Raw genomic sequence first — 21,300 nt, forward strand, 5'->3', positions numbered from 1 at the left:
TGAACTAGGATTTTAGTTTCGCAGGAAGTCTATTTTAGCAAGGAGAGTGACTAAATCGAATTATTATCATTTTCTTACTAGACAGCAACTGTACAAGGTTCTGAAAGTTAGTTGATTATTAATGATAGTTAGCATTTTTTAAGAATTGGAATACTTTTAAAAGGTGATTGTTTTAATTAGTTATAGTTGTTATTAAAAATCGTCTAACAGCAAGCATAGTTATCGGTGTAATTTACTGAATTTTTATTCAAAAAAACTTGACTTATGTATAAAGATGATTTATACTTGTTCCTATCATAATAAAAGGAAGATAGTTTATGTCAAAAAAAATAATATTAGGAATTTTATCTCTTTTATCTGTCGTTACTTTGGTGGCGTGTGGTTCATCAGACAAACAGCTACAAGATAAAGTTGAGAAAAAAGGGAAGTTAGTTTTAGCGGTGAGTCCAGATTATGCTCCCTTTGAGTTTAAAGCGCTTGTTAATGGGAAAGATAAAGTTGTCGGCGCAGATATTGAGTTAGCTCAAGCTATTGCTGATGAGCTTCATGTCAAACTAGAGGTATCTCCTATGAGTTTTGACAATGTTTTATCAAGTTTACAAACAGGTAAGGCTGATATGGCTATTTCTGGATTATCATATACTAAAGAGCGTGCTAAAGTCTATGATTTTTCAAAACCTTATTACACTACAGAAAATGCGGTTCTTGTTAGGAAGTCTGATTTAGGAAAATATACTTCAATCGAAAGCCTTAAAGGTAAAAAAATAGCAGTACAAAAAGGAAGTATCGAAGAGGGAGTTTCTAAGAAATCATTCAAAAATTCTCACGTCGTGTCACTGACAGCGATGGGAGAAGCGATTAGTGAGTTAAAATCAGGCAAGGTAGAAGCTGTTGATTTAGAAAAACCCGTAGCTGAAGGTTACTTGGCCCAGAATCCAGACCTTGTTCTTGCTAAGTTTGCCCTTAAAACAGGAGAAGGGGATGCTAAGGCTGTAGCTTTACCTAAAGACAGTGGAAAAATGTTGAAGACTGTTAACAAAGTGATAAAGAGACTTGAAAAAGAAGATAAATATAAAGTTTATATTTCAGATGCGGCTAAATTAACTGGCAATCAAGTTGAATAATATTAAAAAGCCTAGTCATAGGCTTTTTTGGATGTTATAATATGGCTTGACTAAGAATAATAGCATAAAGGCAGAGGAATATATGGTTCAGGGTTCAATTAATATTGAAAAATATAAAGATTTGGCGCTCCAAAAACAAGGCGAGCATCGTAAATTTTTAGCAAGTTTAAAAAAGAAAGCTCCTAAAAACTTAGATAAAATAGTCCAACAGATACATCAAGAGGTTTTTCAAGAAATTGATTGTACAGCATGTGCTAATTGTTGTAAAACTTTGGGTCCTCTATTTACAGAAGCTGATATTTCTAGGATTTCTAAACATTTCCGGATGAAGTTATCGGCTTTTGAAGATTTATTTTTAGAAGTAGATGAAGATGGAGATAAAGTATTTAAAGCGATGCCTTGTCCGTTTTTAGGCGATGATAACTTATGTAGTATATACGATGTCAGACCTAAAGCTTGTCGTGAATTTCCACATACTGATCGTAAGAAAATCTATCAAATTAATAACTTAACGATAAAAAATACTCTTACTTGTCCAGCGGCATACCTTTTTGTGGAAAAATTGAAATCACGTATAGGGAAATAATAACCCAGAGAAAGTATCATAAAAATATTGACAATCTGCTTTTATTTGGGTATCCTAGTAAGTGAACGTGAAAATGTTACAATATCTTGAGGAGGTGAAACATATGTCAAAAACAGTAGTACGTAAAAACGAATCACTTGACGATGCACTTCGTCGTTTCAAACGTTCTGTGACTAAAGCTGGTACTCTTCAAGAATCACGTAAACGTGAATTCTACGAAAAACCTTCTGTAAAACGTAAACGTAAATCAGAAGCAGCTCGCAAACGTAAAAAATTCTAATTAGATAGAATATGAAAAAACAGTTCAGAATTGAGCTGTTTTTTCATATATTATAACTATAAGTTAATAAAAAAACTCGGTAATCCGAGTCTTTTATTATTTGTTAGCGAGTAAGTCGCGGATTTCAGCAAGTAATTGCTCTTGTGTTGGTTCAACAACTTCAATAATTTCTTCTTCAGCAGGTTTCTTAGCCATAACCTTGTTAGCAGCTTTAACGATGAAGAATAAAGTAGTACCAACGATTAAGAAATTAATAACTGCACTTAAGAAATTACCGTAAGCAACACCATTCCATGAAAGCTGTGCGATATTTGAAACGCCAGCAGCTTTTAATACAGGATTAAGGATAAGCGGTGTAATAACGTCTTTAACAAGTGAAGTGATGATAGCATTAAAAGCTGCACCTAAAATAACAGCAACAGCAAGGTCTAAAACATTACCCTTAAATAAAAATTCTTTTAGTTCTTTAATCATGTGAACAAGCTCCTTAATATTATTTAATTCACGTTCATTATAGCAGATTTCTTTTGAGAAATCCAAGTAATAGGTTTCAAATTATCTGTAAATTTTTATATTAAATCAGTGAAGAAGAAATCCTTGAAAAAGCTTTTGAAAAAATTTACACAGAAAAGAAAAAATGATATAATCAAATGTAAAACTATAATGGGTTATTTCTGTGGAGGTCATGACTTGGCAATTGATAAAGAAAAAATTTCTGAAATCAAGAACAGTGTTAACATTGTTGATGTCATCGGTGAAGTTGTCGGTTTGACAAAAACAGGACGCAATCATCTTGGTTTATGCCCATTTCATAAAGAAAAAACGCCATCTTTTAATGTTATCGAAGATAGGCAGTTTTTTCATTGTTTTGGTTGTGGTCGCTCTGGTGATGTCTTTAAATTTGTGGAAGATTACCAACATATTAGTTTTTTAGATAGTGTACAAGTTCTAGCTGAACGTTCAGGAATACCTCTAGATACTAATTTTAAGGGGCAAGTTCCTAAAAAACCTAAAGCTAATCAGTCGCTTTTAGATATTCATAGAGTTGCTTCGGGATTTTACCATGCCTATTTAATGACAACTAATGATGGTGAACGCGCTAGACAATACCTTGCCGAGCGCGGAGTGACAGAGGACTTAATTAAACATTTTCAAATAGGATTATCGCCGGGAGGGCAGGATTTTCTATATCGTCGTCTGGCAAAAGAGTTTGATGAAAAAACTTTGATGTCTTCTGGTTTGTTCAATTATTCAGAAAATAGCAATCAGTTTTACGATTCATTTAATAATAGAATTATGTTTCCGTTAACTAATGATATTGGTGAAGTCATTGCGTTTTCAGGACGAGTTTGGACTCAAGAGGACATTGATAGAAAACAAGCTAAATATAAAAATTCTCGTGCCACCCCTATTTTTAATAAGTCTTACGAGCTTTACCATTTAGATAAAGCGCGTGCTGTAATTAATAAAGCACACGAAGTTTACCTAATGGAAGGCTTTATGGATGTTATTGCAGCTTATCGTGCAGGAATTGAGAATGTTGTTGCTTCTATGGGGACCGCTTTAACCAATGAACACGTTAGACACCTTAAAAGATTTACTAAGAAAGTTGTTCTGACTTATGATGGTGATAGAGCTGGTCAAAACGCAATTGACAAGTCTTTAGAACTGCTATCAGATATGACTGTTGATATCGTTAGGATACCTAATAAAATGGACCCTGATGAATTTCTACAAGCAAATTCAGCAGAAGATTTTAAACAACTCTTAGAAAATGGGCGCATCAGTAATACAGAGTTTTATATCCACTACTTAAAGCCTGAAAACACCGATAATTTACAATCTGAAATTGCTTATGTTGAAAAAATAGCGAAATTAATTGCTAAATCTCCATCGATAACAGCACAAAATTCATATATTACAAAAGTGGCTGAACTCTTGCCAGATTTTGATTATTTTCAAGTAGAACAATCGGTTAATAACGAACGATTGCATCATAGAAGTCAACAGCAAGCTTCATCTTCAGTACAAACAAGTGCTACAGTGCAATTACCACAGACAGGTAAGTTATCAGCTATCACTAAAACAGAAATGCAATTGTTTCATCGATTATTGAATCATCCCTACCTGTTAAATGAATTCCGTAATAGGGATAATTTTTATTTTGATACAACAGAAATACAAGTTTTATATGAGTTGCTAAAAGAAAGTGGTGAGATCACGTCTTATGATTTATCACAAGAAAGTGACAAAGTTAATCGTACTTATTATATAATTTTAGAGGAACAATTACCTGTAGAAGTATCTATTGGAGAGATTGAAGCCGTCGAAAAGGCACGTGACCGTTTATTGAAAGAACGTGATTTAAGAAAACAAAGCCAGTTAATTAGACAATCTAGTAATCAAGGTGATGAAGAAGGAGCCTTGGCTGCATTAGAAAATTTAATTGCTCAAAAAAGAAATATGGAATGAGGAACCTATGGCAGAGAAAAAAGGAAATACAACTTTTAATGTTCAAGTTGCGGATTTTATTCGCAATCATAAAAAACAAGGTACTGCAATTGATGATGAGGTAACAGAAAAACTTGTTATTCCTTTTGTTTTAGATGCAGATCAAATTGATGATTTGTTAGAACGATTGACAGACGGTGGCATTTCAATCACAGATAAAGAAGGCAATCCTTCAACAAAGTATGTGGTAGAAGGGCCAAAACCTGAAGAATTGACTGATGAAGAGCTCATAGGAAGTAATTCTGCTAAAGTCAATGACCCAGTACGTATGTACTTGAAGGAAATTGGTGTTGTTCCTCTTTTAACGAATGAAGAAGAAAAAGAATTGGCTGTTGCGGTTGCTGAGGGAGATTTAATGGCTAAACAACGTTTAGCTGAAGCAAACCTTCGTCTTGTTGTCTCAATTGCAAAACGTTATGTTGGACGTGGAATGCAATTTCTTGATTTAATTCAAGAGGGTAACATGGGGCTCATGAAAGCTGTTGATAAATTTGATTATTCAAAGGGATTCAAATTTTCAACTTATGCAACATGGTGGATTCGTCAAGCTATAACACGTGCAATTGCAGATCAAGCACGTACGATTCGTATTCCTGTTCATATGGTTGAAACGATTAATAAATTGGTCCGTGAACAACGTAATCTTCTTCAAGAACTTGGTCAAGATCCAACTCCTGAGCAAATCGCAGAACGCATGGATATGACACCAGATAAAGTACGTGAAATCCTAAAAATTGCTCAAGAGCCGGTATCGCTAGAAACGCCAATCGGTGAGGAAGATGATAGCCATTTGGGTGATTTCATTGAAGACGAAGTTATTGAAAATCCAGTAGATTATACTACACGTGTTGTTCTTCGTGAGCAATTAGATGAGGTTTTAGATACTCTTACTGACCGTGAAGAGAATGTTCTTCGTTTACGCTTTGGTCTTGACGATGGTAAAATGCGTACGTTAGAGGACGTAGGTAAAGTATTTAATGTTACTCGTGAGCGCATTCGTCAGATTGAAGCTAAAGCCCTTAGAAAACTTCGCCATCCTAGTCGTAGCAAGCAACTTAAAGATTTCATGGAAGATTGATTGCTTCTCGATAATCGTTTTTAGAATAGGAAGTTTAGTTTCTAATAAAAATGATTTGCAAAGGAGTTATCTTAAAGACGGTATTAATATTTTCAGAGAGGTATTATAATGTCAGAAGTAAAGCAATATAGCGAAGAAGAAGTTGGAAAAATAAAAGATCGTATCCTAGAAGCTTTGGAGATGGTTATCGATCCTGAATTGGGAATAGATATTGTTAACCTTGGGTTAATTTATGAGATTCGCTTTGAAGATAACGGTCGAACTGAAATTGATATGACTTTAACGACTATGGGATGCCCGTTAGCAGATTTATTGACAGATCAAATTCATGATGTTATGAAAACAGTCCCAGAGGTAACTGAAACCGAGGTGAAATTGGTATGGTACCCAGCCTGGTCTGTTGATAAGATGAGTCGTTATGCTCGTATCGCTTTGGGAATTCGTTCATAAGATAAAGAGTAAAGGGATGAAATATTCCCTTTTTTAGTGTACAATAAACGAAGAATTAAAAGTTAAACTTATTTTTAAAGGAGCAAGGAATGATTTTAATTACAGGGGCAAACGGGCAATTAGGTAGTGAATTACGTCACCTTTTAGACGAACGAACTCAAGAGTATGTTGCTGTTGATGTAGCTGAAATGGATATTACAAATGCCGAGATGGTGGACAAAGTCTTTGAAGAGGTGAAGCCATCTTTAGTTTACCATTGTGCAGCTTACACAGCTGTTGATGCGGCAGAAGATGAAGGAAAAGAGCTAGACTTTGCAATCAATGTCACTGGTACAGAGAATGTCGCTAAGGCTGCTGCTAAACATGATGCAACACTTGTTTACATTTCGACGGACTACGTGTTTGATGGTGAAAAACCAGTGGGGCAAGAATGGGAAGTAGATGATCTGCCTGATCCCAAAACAGAGTACGGTCGTACAAAACGTATGGGTGAAGAGTTAGTTGAAAAATATACTTCAAAATTCTATACCATTCGCACAGCGTGGGTATTTGGTAACTATGGTAAAAACTTTGTCTTTACGATGCAAAACCTTGCAAAAACACACAAAACTCTAACTGTTGTTAACGACCAACATGGACGACCAACATGGACACGTACTTTGGCTGAGTTTATGACTTATTTAGCTGAAAATCAAAAAGATTTTGGTTACTATCATTTATCAAATGATGCTAAAGAAGATACAACATGGTATGATTTTGCGGTTGAAATCTTAAAAGACACAGATGTGGAGGTTAAGCCTGTTGATTCTAGTCAATTCCCAGCAAAAGCAAAACGTCCTTTAAATTCAACTATGAGTTTGGAAAAAGCGAAAGCAACAGGATTTGTGATTCCTACTTGGCAAGATGCTTTAAAAGAGTTCTACAAGCAGGAAGTTAAAAAATAAGATCAAAACAAAGAGTAGTAAGGCTAGAGAATCCTTTTAGCTTACTGCTCTTTTTAGCTAACTTTTCTAATTTATGGTATAATTGTATGGATTGTTTAGCTAGAATGGAGAAGATGATGCAAGATGTTTTCATTATAGGAAGTAGAGGGTTGCCAGCTCGTTACGGTGGTTTTGAAACTTTTGTTTCAGAATTGATTAATCATCAAAAAAGTTTCGACATAAAATACCATGTTGCATGCCTTAGTGATAAAGAACATCATACTCATTTTAACTTTGCTGACGCTGATTGTTTTACTATAAATCCTCCCCAATTAGGGCCAGCACGTGTGATTGCTTATGATATTATGGCCATTAATTATGCCCTTGACTTGGTTAAGACACATGATTTAAAAGAGCCTATTTTTTATATTTTAGGAAATACAATTGGTGCCTTTATTTGGCATTTTGCCAATAAAATACATAAAGTCGGTGGCTTATTGTATGTTAATCCGGATGGTTTAGAGTGGAAGCGATCAAAGTGGTCTCGTCCCACACAGCGTTATTTAAAATACGCCGAAAAATGTATGACTAAAAATGCAGACCTAATTATTTCTGATAATATTGGTATTGAAAATTACATTCAATCTACCTACTCTAATGTGAAGACAAGGTTCATTGCTTACGGTACAGAGATTAATTCTAGGAAATTATCGTCAGATGATCCACGTGTCAAACAGTTGTTTAAAAAATGGAATATTAAGTCTAAGGGTTACTATCTAATCGTTGGTCGATTTGTCCCTGAAAACAATTATGAAACGGCTATTAGGGAGTTCATGGCTTCAGATACTAAGCGTGATTTAGTTATTATCTGTAACCATCAAAATAACCCCTACTTTGAAAAGTTGTCCTTAAAGACAAACCTTCAACAAGATAAAAGAGTTAAGTTTGTAGGTACGCTCTATGAAAAAGATCTGCTGGATTATGTTCGTCAACAAGCCTTTGCTTATATTCATGGGCATGAAGTTGGCGGTACTAATCCAGGACTGCTTGAGGCTTTAGCTAATACTGATTTGAATCTTGTTCTAGATGTTGATTTCAACAAATCAGTAGCAGGTCTCTCAAGTTTTTACTGGGCTAAAAAAGAGGGGGATTTAGCTAAGCTTATTAACGATAGTGATCAACAACAGGATTTATCTACTTACGGTGATCGAGCAAAAGCCATTATTCAAGAAAACTATACTTGGAAAAAAATTGTTGAAGAATATGAGGATTTGTTTTTAAATGAAAGTTAATATTTTAATGGCCACCTACAATGGAGAGAAGTTTCTGGCGCAGCAAATCGAAAGTATCCAAAAGCAAACCTTTAAAGAGTGGAACCTCCTAATCAGAGATGATGGTTCAAGTGACAAGACATGTGATATTATTAGAAACTTTACTGCTAAAGATTCTCGAATTCGTTTCATTAATGAAAATGAGCACCATAATTTAGGAGTTATTAAATCATTTTTTATGCTAGTTAATTACGAAGTTGCAGATTTCTATTTTTTTAGTGATCAAGATGATGTATGGTTGCCAGAAAAGTTATCTGTAAGTTTAGAGGCAGCAAAGCATAAAGCATCTGATGTACCATTACTTGTTTATACTGATTTGAAAGTTGTTAATCAAGAATTAAATATTTTACAAGACAGCATGATTCGGGCTCAATCGCACCATGCCAATACGACATTATTACCAGAACTAACTGAGAATACTGTTACTGGTGGGACTATGATGATAAATCATGCATTAGCTGAGAAGTGGTTTACTCCTAATGATATCTTAATGCATGATTGGTTTTTAGCACTCTTAGCAGCAAGTTTAGGAGAAATCATTTATTTGGATTTACCAACTCAACTATACCGTCAACATGACAATAATGTTTTGGGGGCGAGGACAATGGATAAGAGATTTAAGATACTTCGTGAAGGTCCTAAATCTATATTTACAAGGTATTGGAAACTTATCCATGACTCACAAAAGCAAGCTTCCTTAATTGTTGATAAGTATGGTGATATTATGACAGCTAATGATCTTGAGCTCATTAAATGTTTTATAAAAATTGACAAACAGCCTTTTATGACAAGATTAAGGTGGTTATGGAAATATGGTTATAGCAAAAATCAATTTAAGCATCAAGTTGTGTTTAAATGGTTGATTGCAACAAATTATTACAATAAGAGATAAGATGATGAAAAAAATTTTACTAGTGATACCTGCTTATAATGAAGAAGGTAGTATTGCAAAGACAGTCCAGACTATTGTAGATTTTAAGGCGTCTCGCTCACTACCTTTTGAGCTGGATTATATTGTTATTAACGATGGGTCAACCGATGGTACTCCAGAGTTATTAGATAGATTGGGTTTAAATCATATTGACCTTGTTCAAAATCTAGGTATTGGTGGCTGTGTGCAGACAGGATACTTATACGCTAATCGTAATCATTACGATGTTGCCGTTCAATTTGATGGTGATGGTCAACATGATATTAGAAGCATTGAAGATGTTGTTATGCCAATCTTAAATGACGAAGCAGATTTTGTTATTGGTTCTCGCTTTGTTGATAAAAAACATCAAAATTTTCAATCGACAGCAATGAGGCGTCTTGGCATAAATTTAATATCTGCTGCTATAAAATTAACGACGGGACACAAAGTCTATGATACAACAAGTGGTTATAGGGCAGCCAACGCGGCGCTAATAGCTTATTTATCGTGTCATTATCCAGTACAATACCCAGAGCCTGAATCAACTGCTCGGATTTTGAAAAAAGGCTATCGTTTGAAGGAAGTCACAGCTAATATGTTTGAACGTGAGGCAGGTACTTCAAGTATAAGTTCCCTAAAATCGATTTTTTATATGACGGATGTTTTAACATCAATTATTATTGCAGGGTTTATTAAGGAGGATGATAAATGAGTTTAGCATTGCAAATTGAAATGTTTATTTTAGCCATTGTCCTACTTTATATGATTATAAGAATGGTTAATAAAAACACATTTTCTGTTAAACGTTCTTTACCTTGGCTATTAGTTGGTTTAATTCTAGTCTTTATTAGTGTATTTCCTGGGGTGGTCTCATTTATCGCTCATCACCTTGGATTCGCTTTAACGATGAATTTCTTGTTATTTGGTGCTATTTTATTTCTGTTTTGTTTAGAATTATTTGATACTAGTAGCAATACCAAAAGAGATGAGCAAATTAAACGCCTGATTCAAGAGGTTTCTTTGTTGAAAAAAGAGATAGAGGATAGCACTTTAGATGAGTAAAAAACATATTTTTATTTGTCTGTTTTTCATGCTTTTTTTAGTAGGTTGCCAAAATAATAAAAAAGTAAAAACAGATAAAAAAGTAGATATTACAGCTTATTATTATCATAATAATACCCCGCAATACAGTGTTCAGATTAATGCTATTCATTTACAAACAGCATTGGATAAAGTGAGGACGGGGGAGTTTGAGAGCAAAGACTTTACACACTATACTTTTGATAGTATCAAGCGGAAGTACCAAGTTAGTGGTAAAAAAGTCCTTATGGATAATAACTATAGATTTGGTTCTGGTATAAAAAATACTAGACAGGATGCTATTGCTATTGTAAGGTTACTGCTTGAAAAGAATAAAGATTATTTAATTTACATGAATGGCTTAGAAGAGCCAAGTGTTTTATATAATCCAGAAAATAAACGTTATAAGTTCACAAATAACAAAGGAAAAGCAATTGGTAATATTCCAGTTGGTTTAACTGCTTTTGAAAACAGCGCAGAAACTCAAGAATATGTGTTGAAAAATATTCAGAAAAACGAAACGATTTATCTTGGTAATACCCGAGTAGATAATCCTCGAGTAACTGTTAATAACAAAAAAAGAGATACTATAGGAGTTGAATACGGTAAACGTATTACTTATAGGATTCCAATTTATTCAAAGCAGCTGACTGTCAGAGTTAGCCCTAATTTTGTAGTAGATAGTACTAATTATAATTACCGACTTTCTCAAGCGCCTATTATTGCGGAAGAAGGTAAAGAGGGACGTTTGTATCCAATAGATAGCAGTATTAGTGTCGATGGTGATAAAATTGTTTTAAATAGTAGTGGTGATGAAACAGAGCAAAAAGAATTATTACAAAATAGCCTGTATAAACTTCACTCTATTGATAAGTTAGACTTTGATTTGACAAATGCTGATATTAAAGAGTTAGAGATTACAGGACATGTTGCTTCAAAAAGAGATTATAATTTGTCTGTTGCTCAGGAAAAGAAAGGCGTCATAGAGACTAAACGGAGTCTAATTTCTGTTGATAATCAAAAACAAGATCAAGGGATTTTTGTCGAGGATTCTAAAGGCTATATAAAGACACCTAGTTTGAGCAGTTATGGTATAAATTTTGCCATGTATGACGACAATCAAAATAGATTATTGCAAGGTTCAGAGTATATTTTAGGAAGATTGAATGCAGATAAAAAAGTATCTCTATATCAACCTAATGGCTTTTGGATAAATACTCAAAAAACGATTAAGAGTTTAAATAAAGAATATCTTAACCAAAATGCTTACCATATTAGAGGAAATAACATTATAGGTATTGATGGCTATTCAAATGACATAGACTTGAATCCTAGGTTATGGGCTTATAACTATAAAAAACAAGTGAAAAGTAACCAATCATTATTTAAATTACGAGGTTTGTCTAATAAGTATAAGTATTTCTTAATACAGACAAAATCTCCAAAAGGCTACTTACAAAGCAATAAACCATTTTATTTTACAGTAAATAAAGATAGTGTTTCTAAAGCACAATTTGGTAACTATAATATAAATGGTTATATAATGGACATGCAGTACAACAAACAAGAATACAATGCACTTGCAAACACTCCAAAAGGTCAAAAAACAAAGAAAACTTTCAAACCCATGACCCTAGTGATTCTTTTTGCAGTAGCTTTATTTATTTTCTATATTACAGCTATAAGATTTGTATTTAAAAGAATGTGAGTTAACTGTTAGACAGAGGTAATTATGAAAGAAATGACGGTCTCAGAAATAAGAGAAGTTCAACTTGAAATGTTAGCTTATATTGATAAAGTTGCGCGTGATAATAAAATTGAATATTCTTTAGGCGGAGGCAGCCTACTGGGAGCAATGAGACATAAAGGATTCATTCCATGGGATGACGATATTGATTTGATGCTAGAAAGAAGCCAGTATGAGCGTTTGATGAAAGCATTAGCTGATGCTAATAATAGCGATTTTAAATTGCTACATCATTCTGTTGAAAAAAATCTATGGCCATTTGCCAAGCTGTATCACACAAAGTCAATGTACTTAAGTAAAACAGATAGAATTCATCCTTGGACAGGGATTTTTATTGATATCTTCCCACTTGACCGATTACCAGAGAGTGCAGAAGAACGTCAAAGATTCTTTAAAAAAGTTCACTCTGCTGCTGCAAATTTGATGTGTACGACTTACCCCAATTTTGCTAGCGGTTCCCGAAAGCTTTATGCAAATGCAAGGCTAATTTTGGGGCTACCCCGATTCATCGCTTATCACGGCCAAGCTAAAAAACGTGCTGAAATTGTTGATCAAGTGATGGAAACATATAATAATCAAGAGGTTCCTTACATGGGTTATACCGATTCAAGATATCGCTTGAAAGAATATTTTCCAAGAGAAATTTTTTCTGAGTATGAAGATGTTATGTTTGAAAACATTAAAACCCGAAAAATTAAAAATGAGCATGCTTATCTGAATCAATTATATGGGGGTAGTTATATGGAATTACCTCCAGAAAGTAAGAGAGAAAGTCATAGTTATTACACTTGGTACTGGAAAGAAGGTTAATGATGAATATTGGAGTTATTTTTGCAGGTGGTGTTGGTCGTCGCATGAATACCAAAGGTAAACCAAAGCAATTCCTAGAAGTGCATGGTAAACCCATTATTGTACACACAATTGATATTTTCCAAAATACAGAAGCTATTGATGCTGTAGTAGTTGTCTGTGTATCAGACTGGCTAGATTATATGAATAATCTGGTAGAGCGTTTCAACCTTACGAAAGTAAAAGCAGTTGTTGCAGGTGGAGAAACTGGCCAAATGTCAATTTTTAAGGGGCTTGAAGCCGCTGAACAGCTGGCTACAGATGATGCCGTTGTTTTAATTCATGACGGAGTACGTCCATTGATTAATGAAGAAGTTATTAATGCTAATATACAGTCAGTAAAAGAAACAGGAAGTGCGGTAACTTCAGTTCGTGCTAAAGAGACAGTTGTTCTAGTCAATGATTCTTCTAAAATATCTGAAGTTGTTGATCGTACTCGTTCCTTCATTGCTAAAGCGCCACAAAGTTTTTATCTATCAGATATCCTTTCTGTTGAACGTGATGCCATTAGCAAAGGGATTACTGATGCAATTGATTCTAGTACTTTGATGGGTATGTACAATCGTGAACTCACTATTGTTGAGGGACCATATGAAAATATCAAGATAACAACACCAGATGATTTTTATATGTTTAAAGCTTTGTATGATGCTAGAGAAAATGAACAAATTTATGGGATGTAATGATGATTAAATTTAGTAATAAAATTGTACAAGAAGATTTAGCACTTATTAGTAACCAAAATTATATTAATTGGGAAAGAATTGCTAATAAAGGCGTTTTAATAAGTGGTTCTAATAGTATGTTAGCGAGTTATATGGTATTTTTACTAGCCTATCTCAATGAGACAAGAAATTACCAAACGCAAATTATTGCGACAGCTAGAAACATTGAAAAAGCCCGTGATAAATTTTCAGATTTAGTTGGGAAAGATTATTTCACCTTAATTCCTTATGATGTAGAAGAACGCCTAGAGTATGATGGAAAAGTGGATTACATTATCCATGCAGCAAGCAATGCTAGTCCAACTGCTATTTTGAGTAATCCTGTTAGCATCATAAAAGCTAATACAATTGGTACATTGAATTTATTAGACTTTGCAAAGGAAAAAACAATTGAAAACTTCTTGTTCTTATCAACGCGTGAAGTATATGGAACATCTATTAAAGAAGTGATTGATGAAGAAGCTTATGGTGGATTTGATATTTTAGCTACTAGAGCTTGTTACCCAGAAAGCAAACGTATGGCTGAAACTCTACTGCAAAGTTACTATGATCAATATAAGGTACCCTTTACTATTGCTCGTATTGCACATTCATTTGGTCCTGGTATGGAGCTTGGTAACGATGGTCGTATTATGAATGATCTTTTATCGAATGTCATTGATGGCAAAGATATCGTTTTAAAAAGTAGTGGTACAGCAGAGCGTGCTTTCTGTTATTTAGCAGATGCTGTATCAGGGTTATTTACTATTTTATTAAATGGTGAAGTTGGTCAAGCTTACAATGTAGCAAATGAAGATCAACCCATTATGATTAAGGATTTGGCACAAAAGTTAGTTGATCTCTTTTCTGATAAAAATATTTCAGTAGTATTCGATATTCCTAAAACTATGAGTGCAGGTTATAGCAAAATGGGGAGAACACGTCTCACTATGGCCAAATTAGAAGCGTTGGGATGGAAGCGAGAAGTTTCTCTTGAATCTGGAATATTAAAAACAGTACAAGCATTTGAGGAGTAATATGGTAAAGACAGCAGTTTTAATGGCGACATACAATGGCGAAAAATTTATATCTGAACAACTTGATTCAATTCGCCAACAGACATTAAAACCAGATTATGTATTATTGAGGGATGATTGTTCAACGGATGAAACAGTCAATGTCGTCAATAACTATATCGCAAAACATGAGTTAGAAGGCTGGAAAATTGTTAAAAACGACAAAAACTTAGGCTGGCGTTTAAATTTTCGTCAATTACTTATTGATGTGTTAGCCTATGAGGTTGACTATGTCTTTTTTAGTGATCAAGATGATATTTGGTATCTTGATAAAAACGAACGACAGTTTGCCATTATGTCAGATAAACCTCAAATTGAGGTTTTGAGTGCAGACGTTGATATCAAAACGATGTCTACAGAAGCCAGTGTTCCACATTTTCTAACTTTTTCTTCTAGTGATAGAATCAGTCAGTATCCTAAAGTATATGATTATCAAACATTCCGTCCCGGATGGACCATTGCTATGAAGAGAGATTTTGCGCAAGCTATCGCTGATAATTGGACTTTTGGAGCTAATATTTCGCACGATAATCTTATCGAGACAACTGCCAGTATTATTGGAAATGGTTATAACCTTAACGAAAGCGTAGGAGTTCATATTCGATATGGAGGAAACGCAAGTGGTAATAGCAAATTTGTTTTGAATTGGAAGTCGCCTAAAACACAACATATCACAGGATTAAAAACATTTGTTGATTTTTACGAAACCATGCAGAAGGTTGTCAACAAATATCAAAATGATGTCGCTTTAAATCAACGCTTAGCCTTTGAAAAAGAAAGATTGGAAGCTTCTAAATTGTCATTAATTCATAATAGTGCTTTTGTGATTAAAAATTGGCGACTCTATAACTCTAATAGTGGACGTATGAGAGATTTATTATTTGCGTTTAAAAAGTAAGGAATAATATGGTAAAAACAGCAGTTTTGATGGCAACATATAATGGTCAAGGTTTCATCCACGATCAGCTAGATTCAATTAGAAATCAAACGTTGAGACCAGACTATGTCTTAATGAGGGACGATGGCTCTACTGATGATACTGTAAAGGTGGTTGAAGACTATATAAAAGAGCACCGTTTAGATGGTTGGTCAATAACTAGTAATGATAAAAATTTAGGTTGGCGTTTAAATTTTCGTCAATTACTTATTGATGTGTTAGCCTATGAGGTTGACTATGTCTTTTTTAGTGATCAAGATGACACATGGTATCATCATAAAAATAAGATGCAAGTTGATATTATGGAAGAACGCCAAGATATAAACCTTCTTAGCGCCGATATTGATATCAAAAAGTTATCAGAAGAGGCTACTATTCCCAATAATTTTAAGTTCAATGGTGAGGAAACAATTTCTAAGTATCCATTAGACTTTTCATATCATAACTATCGTCAAGGTTGGACTTTTTGTTTACGCAAGTCGTTTGTTGATCAAGTAATGACTTTTTACAGTGATAATTTAATTTTGTCACATGATAATCTTTTTGCAGGGGTATCTGGTGTCATTGGTTCAGGTTACAATTTAAACAGAAGTGTTGGTGAACATAAGCGACATGCTGAGAATGCAAGTGGGAATATCTTGAATATGAGCTCAAGTTACGAAAGGCATTTACAAGAACTGTATTTTGTTTTGAGTTACTATATCATCCTTGTACCATTTTTAGAAAAAAGTAGCTCTAGTCAATTAAGGGAAGCTAAAGCTTATCTGGATTTTAATCAGCAACGTTATAAAAATGCTCAAAATAAAGATTTTGTAGCAATACTTAAACAAATGATGACTAAAAAACGGTTCTATGATAGCTTTTCAAATCGCATTCGTGACTTGGTGTTTTTATTAAAAGATATAAAAAGGAGTTAATATGAACCTCAAAAAAGTTCGTCTATTTGAAAAGTTTTTTCTAGACAAGAACTTGCATAAAACATATTTTATATTAGGCTTAACGATTACTATTGTATTGAGCCTATTAATGCCATTTTTCAATGAACCTGATGGACAATACCATTTAGCTGTGTCTGGTCGTATTTCAAATAACATTATTGATACTTCTTACTATGGAGAATATAATATTGATTCAGGTATGAGACGACAATCGACCTCCTATAGAGATGGTACTAGATTTGAAAAATACTATTTAAATAAAGCCAATTTTGTTGATGGTAATCATTTGCCTCGTGAGATAAACTATTCTAAACATAACTTTGTTTTTTGGGGTCATCTTGTGCCAGCAGTTGGCTTATTTTTAGGCAAATTTGTGTATCCTTCTATGGGGGTAATGATTACAGTAGCAAGGTTATTTAGTTCCTTTGTCTCAATCACCTTGGTTGCCCTCATTATCCGGTATGTGAAAAAAGGAAAGTTAATCTACTTTGCTATTTTCCTCAGTCCCGTAGTTCTAAATTCATTTGCTAGTCTATCTTATGACTCGACTGGATATATTGTATTTGGAGCATTTTTATCGCTTTTGATAAATCTTTTAGTTGATAAATCGTTGACTAAAAATCGTAGTATTGCTCTTATAGGATTGATTCTTTTAGTCATTGTTGCATGTAAGCAGAATTACTGGCTGTTTTTATTGCTAGTAATACCGGTATTATTGCAGGTTAACAATCCTAAATTAATGGGCTATAATCAGAAGCTATCACATTTATTTCAAGGTCTTAAATCTAAAAAGCTATTTTGGCTATGTCTAACCTTTTTGTCACTTGCTATAGTTTATGTTCTGACCGCAAGACATGGTGGTGTCCTTGCTGTTTTAAGACGTTATGTAATGACATTTGGCTATAATTATGCTGGTATCAATATTTTAAGTAATGACATTACTTCCTGGCTTGCCTCTCCATATCCAAGTCAGAATTTTATTCCCACTTGGGTATCATCAGTATGGTATCTCATGGTCTTTCTAGTATGGTTTTCTGAAGAAAAATTTGTTAAGTCAAAAAATATGGGATTTCTTTTCTTAGCTAGTTTCTTTGTGGGAATTCTTGGTGTCTTTTTTATCATGTTAGAATATCGTGGAGCGCCAACAAGCTACATTGAAGGAGTTCAAGGACGTTACTTTACTGTTACATTGCTTTTGGTACAAGTTTTTGCATCAAGTATTCCAGCGCGTCTAAATGAGGCAGGAAGGAAAGTGGTGCCGTATGCGTTAACTGGCTTGGTAATTGTATCAAATGCCTTATTGTTATTTGATACTGTTATTAGTTTAATTATGAGGAGAAACTAATGAAACTTTTGAAAAATATGTTTTATAATACCTCATACCAGTTATTGACTTTGTTGTTACCTTTAGTAACAGTTCCTTATGTTTCCCGTGTACTATCTCCTCAAGGCATCGGTATTAATGCCTATACGAGCTCCATTGTCATGTACTTTACTTTATTTGGTGCTTTAGGGATATCTTTGTACGGTAATCGTGAGATAGCTTTTGTGCAGTCAAATAAGTATAAGAGAAGTAAGATATTTTGGGAATTAGTTGTATTAAAACTTGCCTCTGTATCTATAGCAACGTTATTATTCTTTGGATTTGTCTTACTTACAAACGAATGGCAATTATTCTATTTAATTCAAGGTATTAATTTATTAGCGACTGCAACTGATATTTCGTGGTATTTTATTGGAGTTGAAGACTTTAAGATAATTGTCATTCGTAATACCATTGTTAAGCTTATTACAGTTGTTTTGACCTTCTTAGTTGTGAAGACGCCAGATGACCTAGCACTTTATATGTTTTTAATTGCATTTGCATCATTACTCGGAAATTTAACAGTCTGGCATCATTTAAAGCATGAAATCATCAAGATACCATTTAGTAGATTAGATATCTTAATACATCTAAGACCAACTTTAATGTTATTTTTACCCCAAATCACCATGCAGATTTATCTCTCTCTTAACAAGAGTATGCTGGGAGCAATGGATAGTGTGGTCAGTGCTGGATATTTTGATCAATCTGATAAAATTATTCGTATTTTATTTACCATTGTTTCAGCAATCGGAGGAGTTTTCTTACCAAGGCTCTCCAGTCTATTTTCTTCAGGAAAAGAAAAGCAAGCTAAGGCTTTACTTTTGAAACTTGTTGATTTAAGCAATGCTATCTCAATGTTAATGATTGCGGGAGTGGTAGGAGTTTCGTCGACATTTGCTGTCTTCTTTTTTGGGAAAGGGTATGAAGCTGTCGGTCCGCTAATGGCTGTTGAGTCTTTGATGATCATTTGCATTTCTTATGGTAACGCTTTAGGGACACAGTATCTACTGGCTTCAAGACGTACAAAAGCTTACACAATGTCTGCAGTTATTGGACTTGTGGCAAATGTTGTGCTTAATATACTTTTAATACCAATTTTAGGTGCTATGGGAGCTATTATCTCTACAGTTATTACTGAATTTATTGTCTCCCTATATCAAGCTATCTCTTTAAGAGATGTATTTACTTTTAAAGAATTAACAAGAGGAATGCTGCGCTATTTAATTGCTGCTACTCTTAGTGGAGCTGTACTCTATTATATCAATACTCAAATGTCAGTATCATTGGTAAATTATGTCATTCAAAGTTTAGTAGCAGTAACTATCTATGTCGGTATCGTTTTTATAACCAAAGCACCAGTCATTCAGTTATTTAGAGATTTTAGAAAAGAGCATAGAACATGAAATATTTAGCGGGTATTGTCACCTTTAACCCCAATATTGAACGCTTAGATCAGAACATTCGAGCAATTTATCCTCAAGTAAGCCACATCTATATCGTAGATAATGGCTCGAAAAATAAGGAAGAAATTTCTCAATTAGTAGCCGATTATAATGAAGAGGGGCACCTAACTGTTGATTATTTAACAGAAAATAAAGGGATTGCATATGCTTTGAACTGTATCGGTCAATTTGCAGTAGCACAAGAATTTGATTGGTTCTTGACTTTAGATCAAGATTCGGTTGTCCTAGGTGATTTGATAGATAATTATGAAAATTACCTTCATTTACCTAAGGTCGGTATGTTATCTTGTTTGTATCAAGATATGAACCGTGAAAATTTAGTGATGCAAGAATTTGACTATAAAGAAATTGAAGAGTGTATTACTTCGGCTGCTTTAATGAAAACGAGCGTTTTCGAAGAAACATCTGGCTTTGCAGAAGAGATGTTTATTGATTTTGTTGACTCTGAAATGAATTATCGTCTGTCAGAGATGGGATATAAGACTTATCAGGTTAATTTTATTGGTCTGTTACACGAAATTGGACACTCTTCACGAGTTAAAAAATTTGGCCATGTTTTTCATGTATTGAATCATTCACCATTTCGAAAATATTACATGATACGCAATGCGATCTATATTATAAAAAAATATGGTAAGAAGAAGCGATACAAATATTTAGTATTTATGCGAAATGAATTTGTTCGAGTGTTGGTAGCAGAAGAGCAAAAGAGCAAAAAAATAGTTGCTATGATTAAAGGCTTAAAAGATGGCTTATTGATGAAAGTGGATAAATATGGAAAATAAGGTAAAAACAGTTGCTGTTTTCTCAGGATATTATCTACCCTTCCTCGGAGGTATTGAACGTTATACAGATAAAATGACAGCAGATTTGGTTAAGCGTGGCTACCGTGTTGTTATTGTAACAACTAATCATGGTGATTTACCGATTATAGATGAAGACAAGGGTAGAAAAATTTACCGTTTACCGACCAAAAATATTGTCAAGCAGCGCTATCCTATTATTAACAAAAATCGAGAATACAACACGCTGATGAAATATGTTTCAGATGAAAATATTGATTTTGTGATTTGTAATACACGTTTTCAGTTAACAACGTTAGAAGGGCTATCTTTTGCAAAGAAGCACCATTTACCTAGTATTGTTTTAGACCATGGGTCAAGTCATTTTTCTGTCAATAATCGTTTTTTAGATTTCTTTGGAGCTATCTATGAACATCTTCTCACAGCGCGTGTTAAGCATTATCGTCCAGATTTTTATGCGGTATCCAAGAGAAGCGTTGAATGGTTAAAACATTTTAATATAGAAGCTAAAGGAGTTATTTATAATTCGGTATCTGAAAGTCTAGGCTCTGATTTTGCTGACACGGCTTACCTTGAAAAATCTGCTGATGATATTTTCATCACTTATGCTGGTAGAATTATTAAAGAAAAAGGCATTGAATTGCTCTTAGAAGCATTTTTGATGTCACAGTACTCTGAAAATGTTTATTTACAGATTGCAGGAGACGGACCTGAATTAGCACATTTGAAAGAGAAATATCAGTCCAAACAGATTAACTTTTTGGGGAAATTAAACTTTGAACAGACTATGTCTTTAATGGCACAGACTGATATCTTTGTTTACCCATCAATGTATCCAGAGGGATTACCAACCTCTATTTTAGAAGCTGGTCTACTTTCAAGTGCTATTATTGCAACAGATCGCGGTGGAACAGTTGAAGTTATCGATAGCCCTGAGTTAGGAATCATCATGGAAGAAAATACTCAGTCACTCCATGAATCTCTTGATTTATTAGTAAAAGATAAGGCATTAAGAGAGAAACTACAACAGAATATTGCTAAAAGAATTAAAGAACATTTCACCTGGGAAAAAACAGTTGAAAAGTTGGATTATATTATTCAAAAAAATTAACATTAAAAAGCTAGAGCATTGTGTAATGCT

General features: G+C 33.9%; 22 protein-coding genes. 21 read left to right on the forward strand and 1 reads right to left on the reverse strand.

Annotated features, from left to right (window positions below; genetic code table 11):
• Positions 1 to 317: 317 nt before the first annotated feature.
• The 3 genes from HMPREF2818_RS04690 to rpsU all read left to right on the forward strand — a co-directional run bounded on the left by HMPREF2818_RS04690 (position 318) and on the right by rpsU (position 1,990).
• Positions 318 to 1,124 (forward strand): transporter substrate-binding domain-containing protein, encoded by an 807-nt coding sequence (locus HMPREF2818_RS04690; protein ID WP_000037656.1) that lies wholly within the window; start codon positions 318 to 320, stop codon positions 1,122 to 1,124.
• Between the two features lie 82 nt (positions 1,125 to 1,206).
• Positions 1,207 to 1,710: a YkgJ family cysteine cluster protein gene (locus HMPREF2818_RS04695; RefSeq protein WP_000249815.1), complete on the forward strand. Its 504-nt coding sequence runs from the start codon at positions 1,207 to 1,209 to the stop codon at positions 1,708 to 1,710.
• 103 nt (positions 1,711 to 1,813) lie between these two features.
• Positions 1,814 to 1,990, forward strand: a complete 177-nt coding sequence (rpsU, locus tag HMPREF2818_RS04700) for a 30S ribosomal protein S21 (protein ID WP_000048058.1) — start codon at positions 1,814 to 1,816, stop codon at positions 1,988 to 1,990.
• A 96-nt stretch (positions 1,991 to 2,086) separates the two neighbouring features.
• Here rpsU and mscL read toward each other — a convergent pair whose 3' ends face one another.
• The gene (gene mscL / locus HMPREF2818_RS04705; protein WP_000588846.1) at positions 2,087 to 2,464 is read right to left on the reverse strand and encodes a large conductance mechanosensitive channel protein MscL; all 378 of its coding nucleotides are present in this window, start codon (positions 2,462 to 2,464) and stop codon (positions 2,087 to 2,089) included.
• 189 nt (positions 2,465 to 2,653) lie between these two features.
• Here mscL and dnaG point away from each other — a divergent pair, with 189 nt between their 5' ends.
• From dnaG to HMPREF2818_RS04795, 18 genes are all read left to right on the forward strand, one after another.
• Positions 2,654 to 4,462, forward strand: coding sequence for a DNA primase (gene dnaG, locus HMPREF2818_RS04710; protein WP_000540259.1), 1,809 nt, complete (start codon positions 2,654 to 2,656; stop codon positions 4,460 to 4,462).
• Positions 4,463 to 4,469: 7 nt separating this feature from the next.
• Positions 4,470 to 5,579 (forward strand): RNA polymerase sigma factor RpoD, encoded by a 1,110-nt coding sequence (rpoD, locus tag HMPREF2818_RS04715; RefSeq protein ID WP_000818341.1) that lies wholly within the window; start codon positions 4,470 to 4,472, stop codon positions 5,577 to 5,579.
• Positions 5,580 to 5,687: 108 nt separating this feature from the next.
• On the forward strand, positions 5,688 to 6,029 hold the full coding sequence (locus HMPREF2818_RS04720; protein WP_000005640.1) for a metal-sulfur cluster assembly factor: 342 nt from the start codon (positions 5,688 to 5,690) through the stop codon (positions 6,027 to 6,029).
• An 89-nt stretch (positions 6,030 to 6,118) separates the two neighbouring features.
• Positions 6,119 to 6,973 carry a dTDP-4-dehydrorhamnose reductase gene (gene rfbD, locus HMPREF2818_RS04725; RefSeq protein WP_000600896.1) on the forward strand — a complete coding sequence of 285 codons (855 nt, stop codon included), beginning with the start codon at positions 6,119 to 6,121 and terminating at the stop codon, positions 6,971 to 6,973.
• A gap of 116 nt (positions 6,974 to 7,089) precedes the next feature.
• A complete protein-coding gene (gene cps2T / locus HMPREF2818_RS04730) occupies positions 7,090 to 8,244 on the forward strand; it encodes a beta 1-4 rhamnosyltransferase Cps2T (protein WP_001154382.1) in 1,155 nt (384 codons plus the stop codon).
• Positions 8,234 to 9,175, forward strand: a complete 942-nt coding sequence (locus HMPREF2818_RS04735) for a glycosyltransferase family 2 protein (protein WP_000867336.1) — start codon at positions 8,234 to 8,236, stop codon at positions 9,173 to 9,175. Before cps2T ends, HMPREF2818_RS04735 begins: the two co-directional genes overlap by 11 nt.
• Before the next feature lies 1 nt (position 9,176).
• Positions 9,177 to 9,908 carry a glycosyltransferase family 2 protein gene (locus tag HMPREF2818_RS04740; protein WP_000976127.1) on the forward strand — a complete coding sequence of 244 codons (732 nt, stop codon included), beginning with the start codon at positions 9,177 to 9,179 and terminating at the stop codon, positions 9,906 to 9,908.
• Positions 9,905 to 10,258, forward strand: coding sequence for a DUF2304 domain-containing protein (locus HMPREF2818_RS04745; RefSeq protein ID WP_000050394.1), 354 nt, complete (start codon positions 9,905 to 9,907; stop codon positions 10,256 to 10,258). The genes HMPREF2818_RS04740 and HMPREF2818_RS04745 overlap by 4 nt, the downstream gene beginning before the upstream one ends.
• Positions 10,251 to 11,984: a SpaA isopeptide-forming pilin-related protein gene (locus HMPREF2818_RS04750; protein ID WP_000037459.1), complete on the forward strand. Its 1,734-nt coding sequence runs from the start codon at positions 10,251 to 10,253 to the stop codon at positions 11,982 to 11,984. The genes HMPREF2818_RS04745 and HMPREF2818_RS04750 overlap by 8 nt, the downstream gene beginning before the upstream one ends.
• Before the next feature lie 24 nt (positions 11,985 to 12,008).
• Complete coding sequence (locus tag HMPREF2818_RS04755; protein ID WP_000661823.1) at positions 12,009 to 12,833, forward strand: LicD family protein; 825 nt, start codon at positions 12,009 to 12,011, stop codon at positions 12,831 to 12,833.
• The gene (locus HMPREF2818_RS04760) at positions 12,833 to 13,555 is read left to right on the forward strand and encodes an IspD/TarI family cytidylyltransferase (RefSeq protein WP_000981011.1); all 723 of its coding nucleotides are present in this window, start codon (positions 12,833 to 12,835) and stop codon (positions 13,553 to 13,555) included. The genes HMPREF2818_RS04755 and HMPREF2818_RS04760 overlap by 1 nt, the downstream gene beginning before the upstream one ends.
• Entirely contained in the window at positions 13,555 to 14,613 is a 1,059-nt protein-coding gene (locus HMPREF2818_RS04765; RefSeq protein WP_000972791.1) for an NAD-dependent epimerase/dehydratase family protein, read from the forward strand. The genes HMPREF2818_RS04760 and HMPREF2818_RS04765 overlap by 1 nt, the downstream gene beginning before the upstream one ends.
• A gap of 1 nt (position 14,614) precedes the next feature.
• On the forward strand, positions 14,615 to 15,550 hold the full coding sequence (locus tag HMPREF2818_RS04770) for a glycosyltransferase family 2 protein (RefSeq protein WP_000241096.1): 936 nt from the start codon (positions 14,615 to 14,617) through the stop codon (positions 15,548 to 15,550).
• 8 nt (positions 15,551 to 15,558) lie between these two features.
• A complete protein-coding gene (locus HMPREF2818_RS04775; protein WP_000241104.1) occupies positions 15,559 to 16,506 on the forward strand; it encodes a glycosyltransferase in 948 nt (315 codons plus the stop codon).
• A 1-nt stretch (position 16,507) separates the two neighbouring features.
• The gene (locus tag HMPREF2818_RS04780; protein WP_001049710.1) at positions 16,508 to 17,872 is read left to right on the forward strand and encodes a DUF2142 domain-containing protein; all 1,365 of its coding nucleotides are present in this window, start codon (positions 16,508 to 16,510) and stop codon (positions 17,870 to 17,872) included.
• The gene (locus tag HMPREF2818_RS04785; protein WP_000771251.1) at positions 17,872 to 19,296 is read left to right on the forward strand and encodes an oligosaccharide flippase family protein; all 1,425 of its coding nucleotides are present in this window, start codon (positions 17,872 to 17,874) and stop codon (positions 19,294 to 19,296) included. Before HMPREF2818_RS04780 ends, HMPREF2818_RS04785 begins: the two co-directional genes overlap by 1 nt.
• Positions 19,293 to 20,141 carry a glycosyltransferase gene (locus tag HMPREF2818_RS04790; protein ID WP_000875981.1) on the forward strand — a complete coding sequence of 283 codons (849 nt, stop codon included), beginning with the start codon at positions 19,293 to 19,295 and terminating at the stop codon, positions 20,139 to 20,141. Before HMPREF2818_RS04785 ends, HMPREF2818_RS04790 begins: the two co-directional genes overlap by 4 nt.
• Positions 20,131 to 21,270, forward strand: coding sequence for a glycosyltransferase family 4 protein (locus HMPREF2818_RS04795; protein ID WP_000428965.1), 1,140 nt, complete (start codon positions 20,131 to 20,133; stop codon positions 21,268 to 21,270). The genes HMPREF2818_RS04790 and HMPREF2818_RS04795 overlap by 11 nt, the downstream gene beginning before the upstream one ends.
• The last annotated feature ends 30 nt before the right edge of the window (positions 21,271 to 21,300 follow it).

Origin of the sequence: Streptococcus sp. HMSC076H09 (assembly GCF_001811765.1) — a bacterium.
In the GTDB taxonomy this organism is placed as follows: domain Bacteria; phylum Bacillota; class Bacilli; order Lactobacillales; family Streptococcaceae; genus Streptococcus; species Streptococcus agalactiae.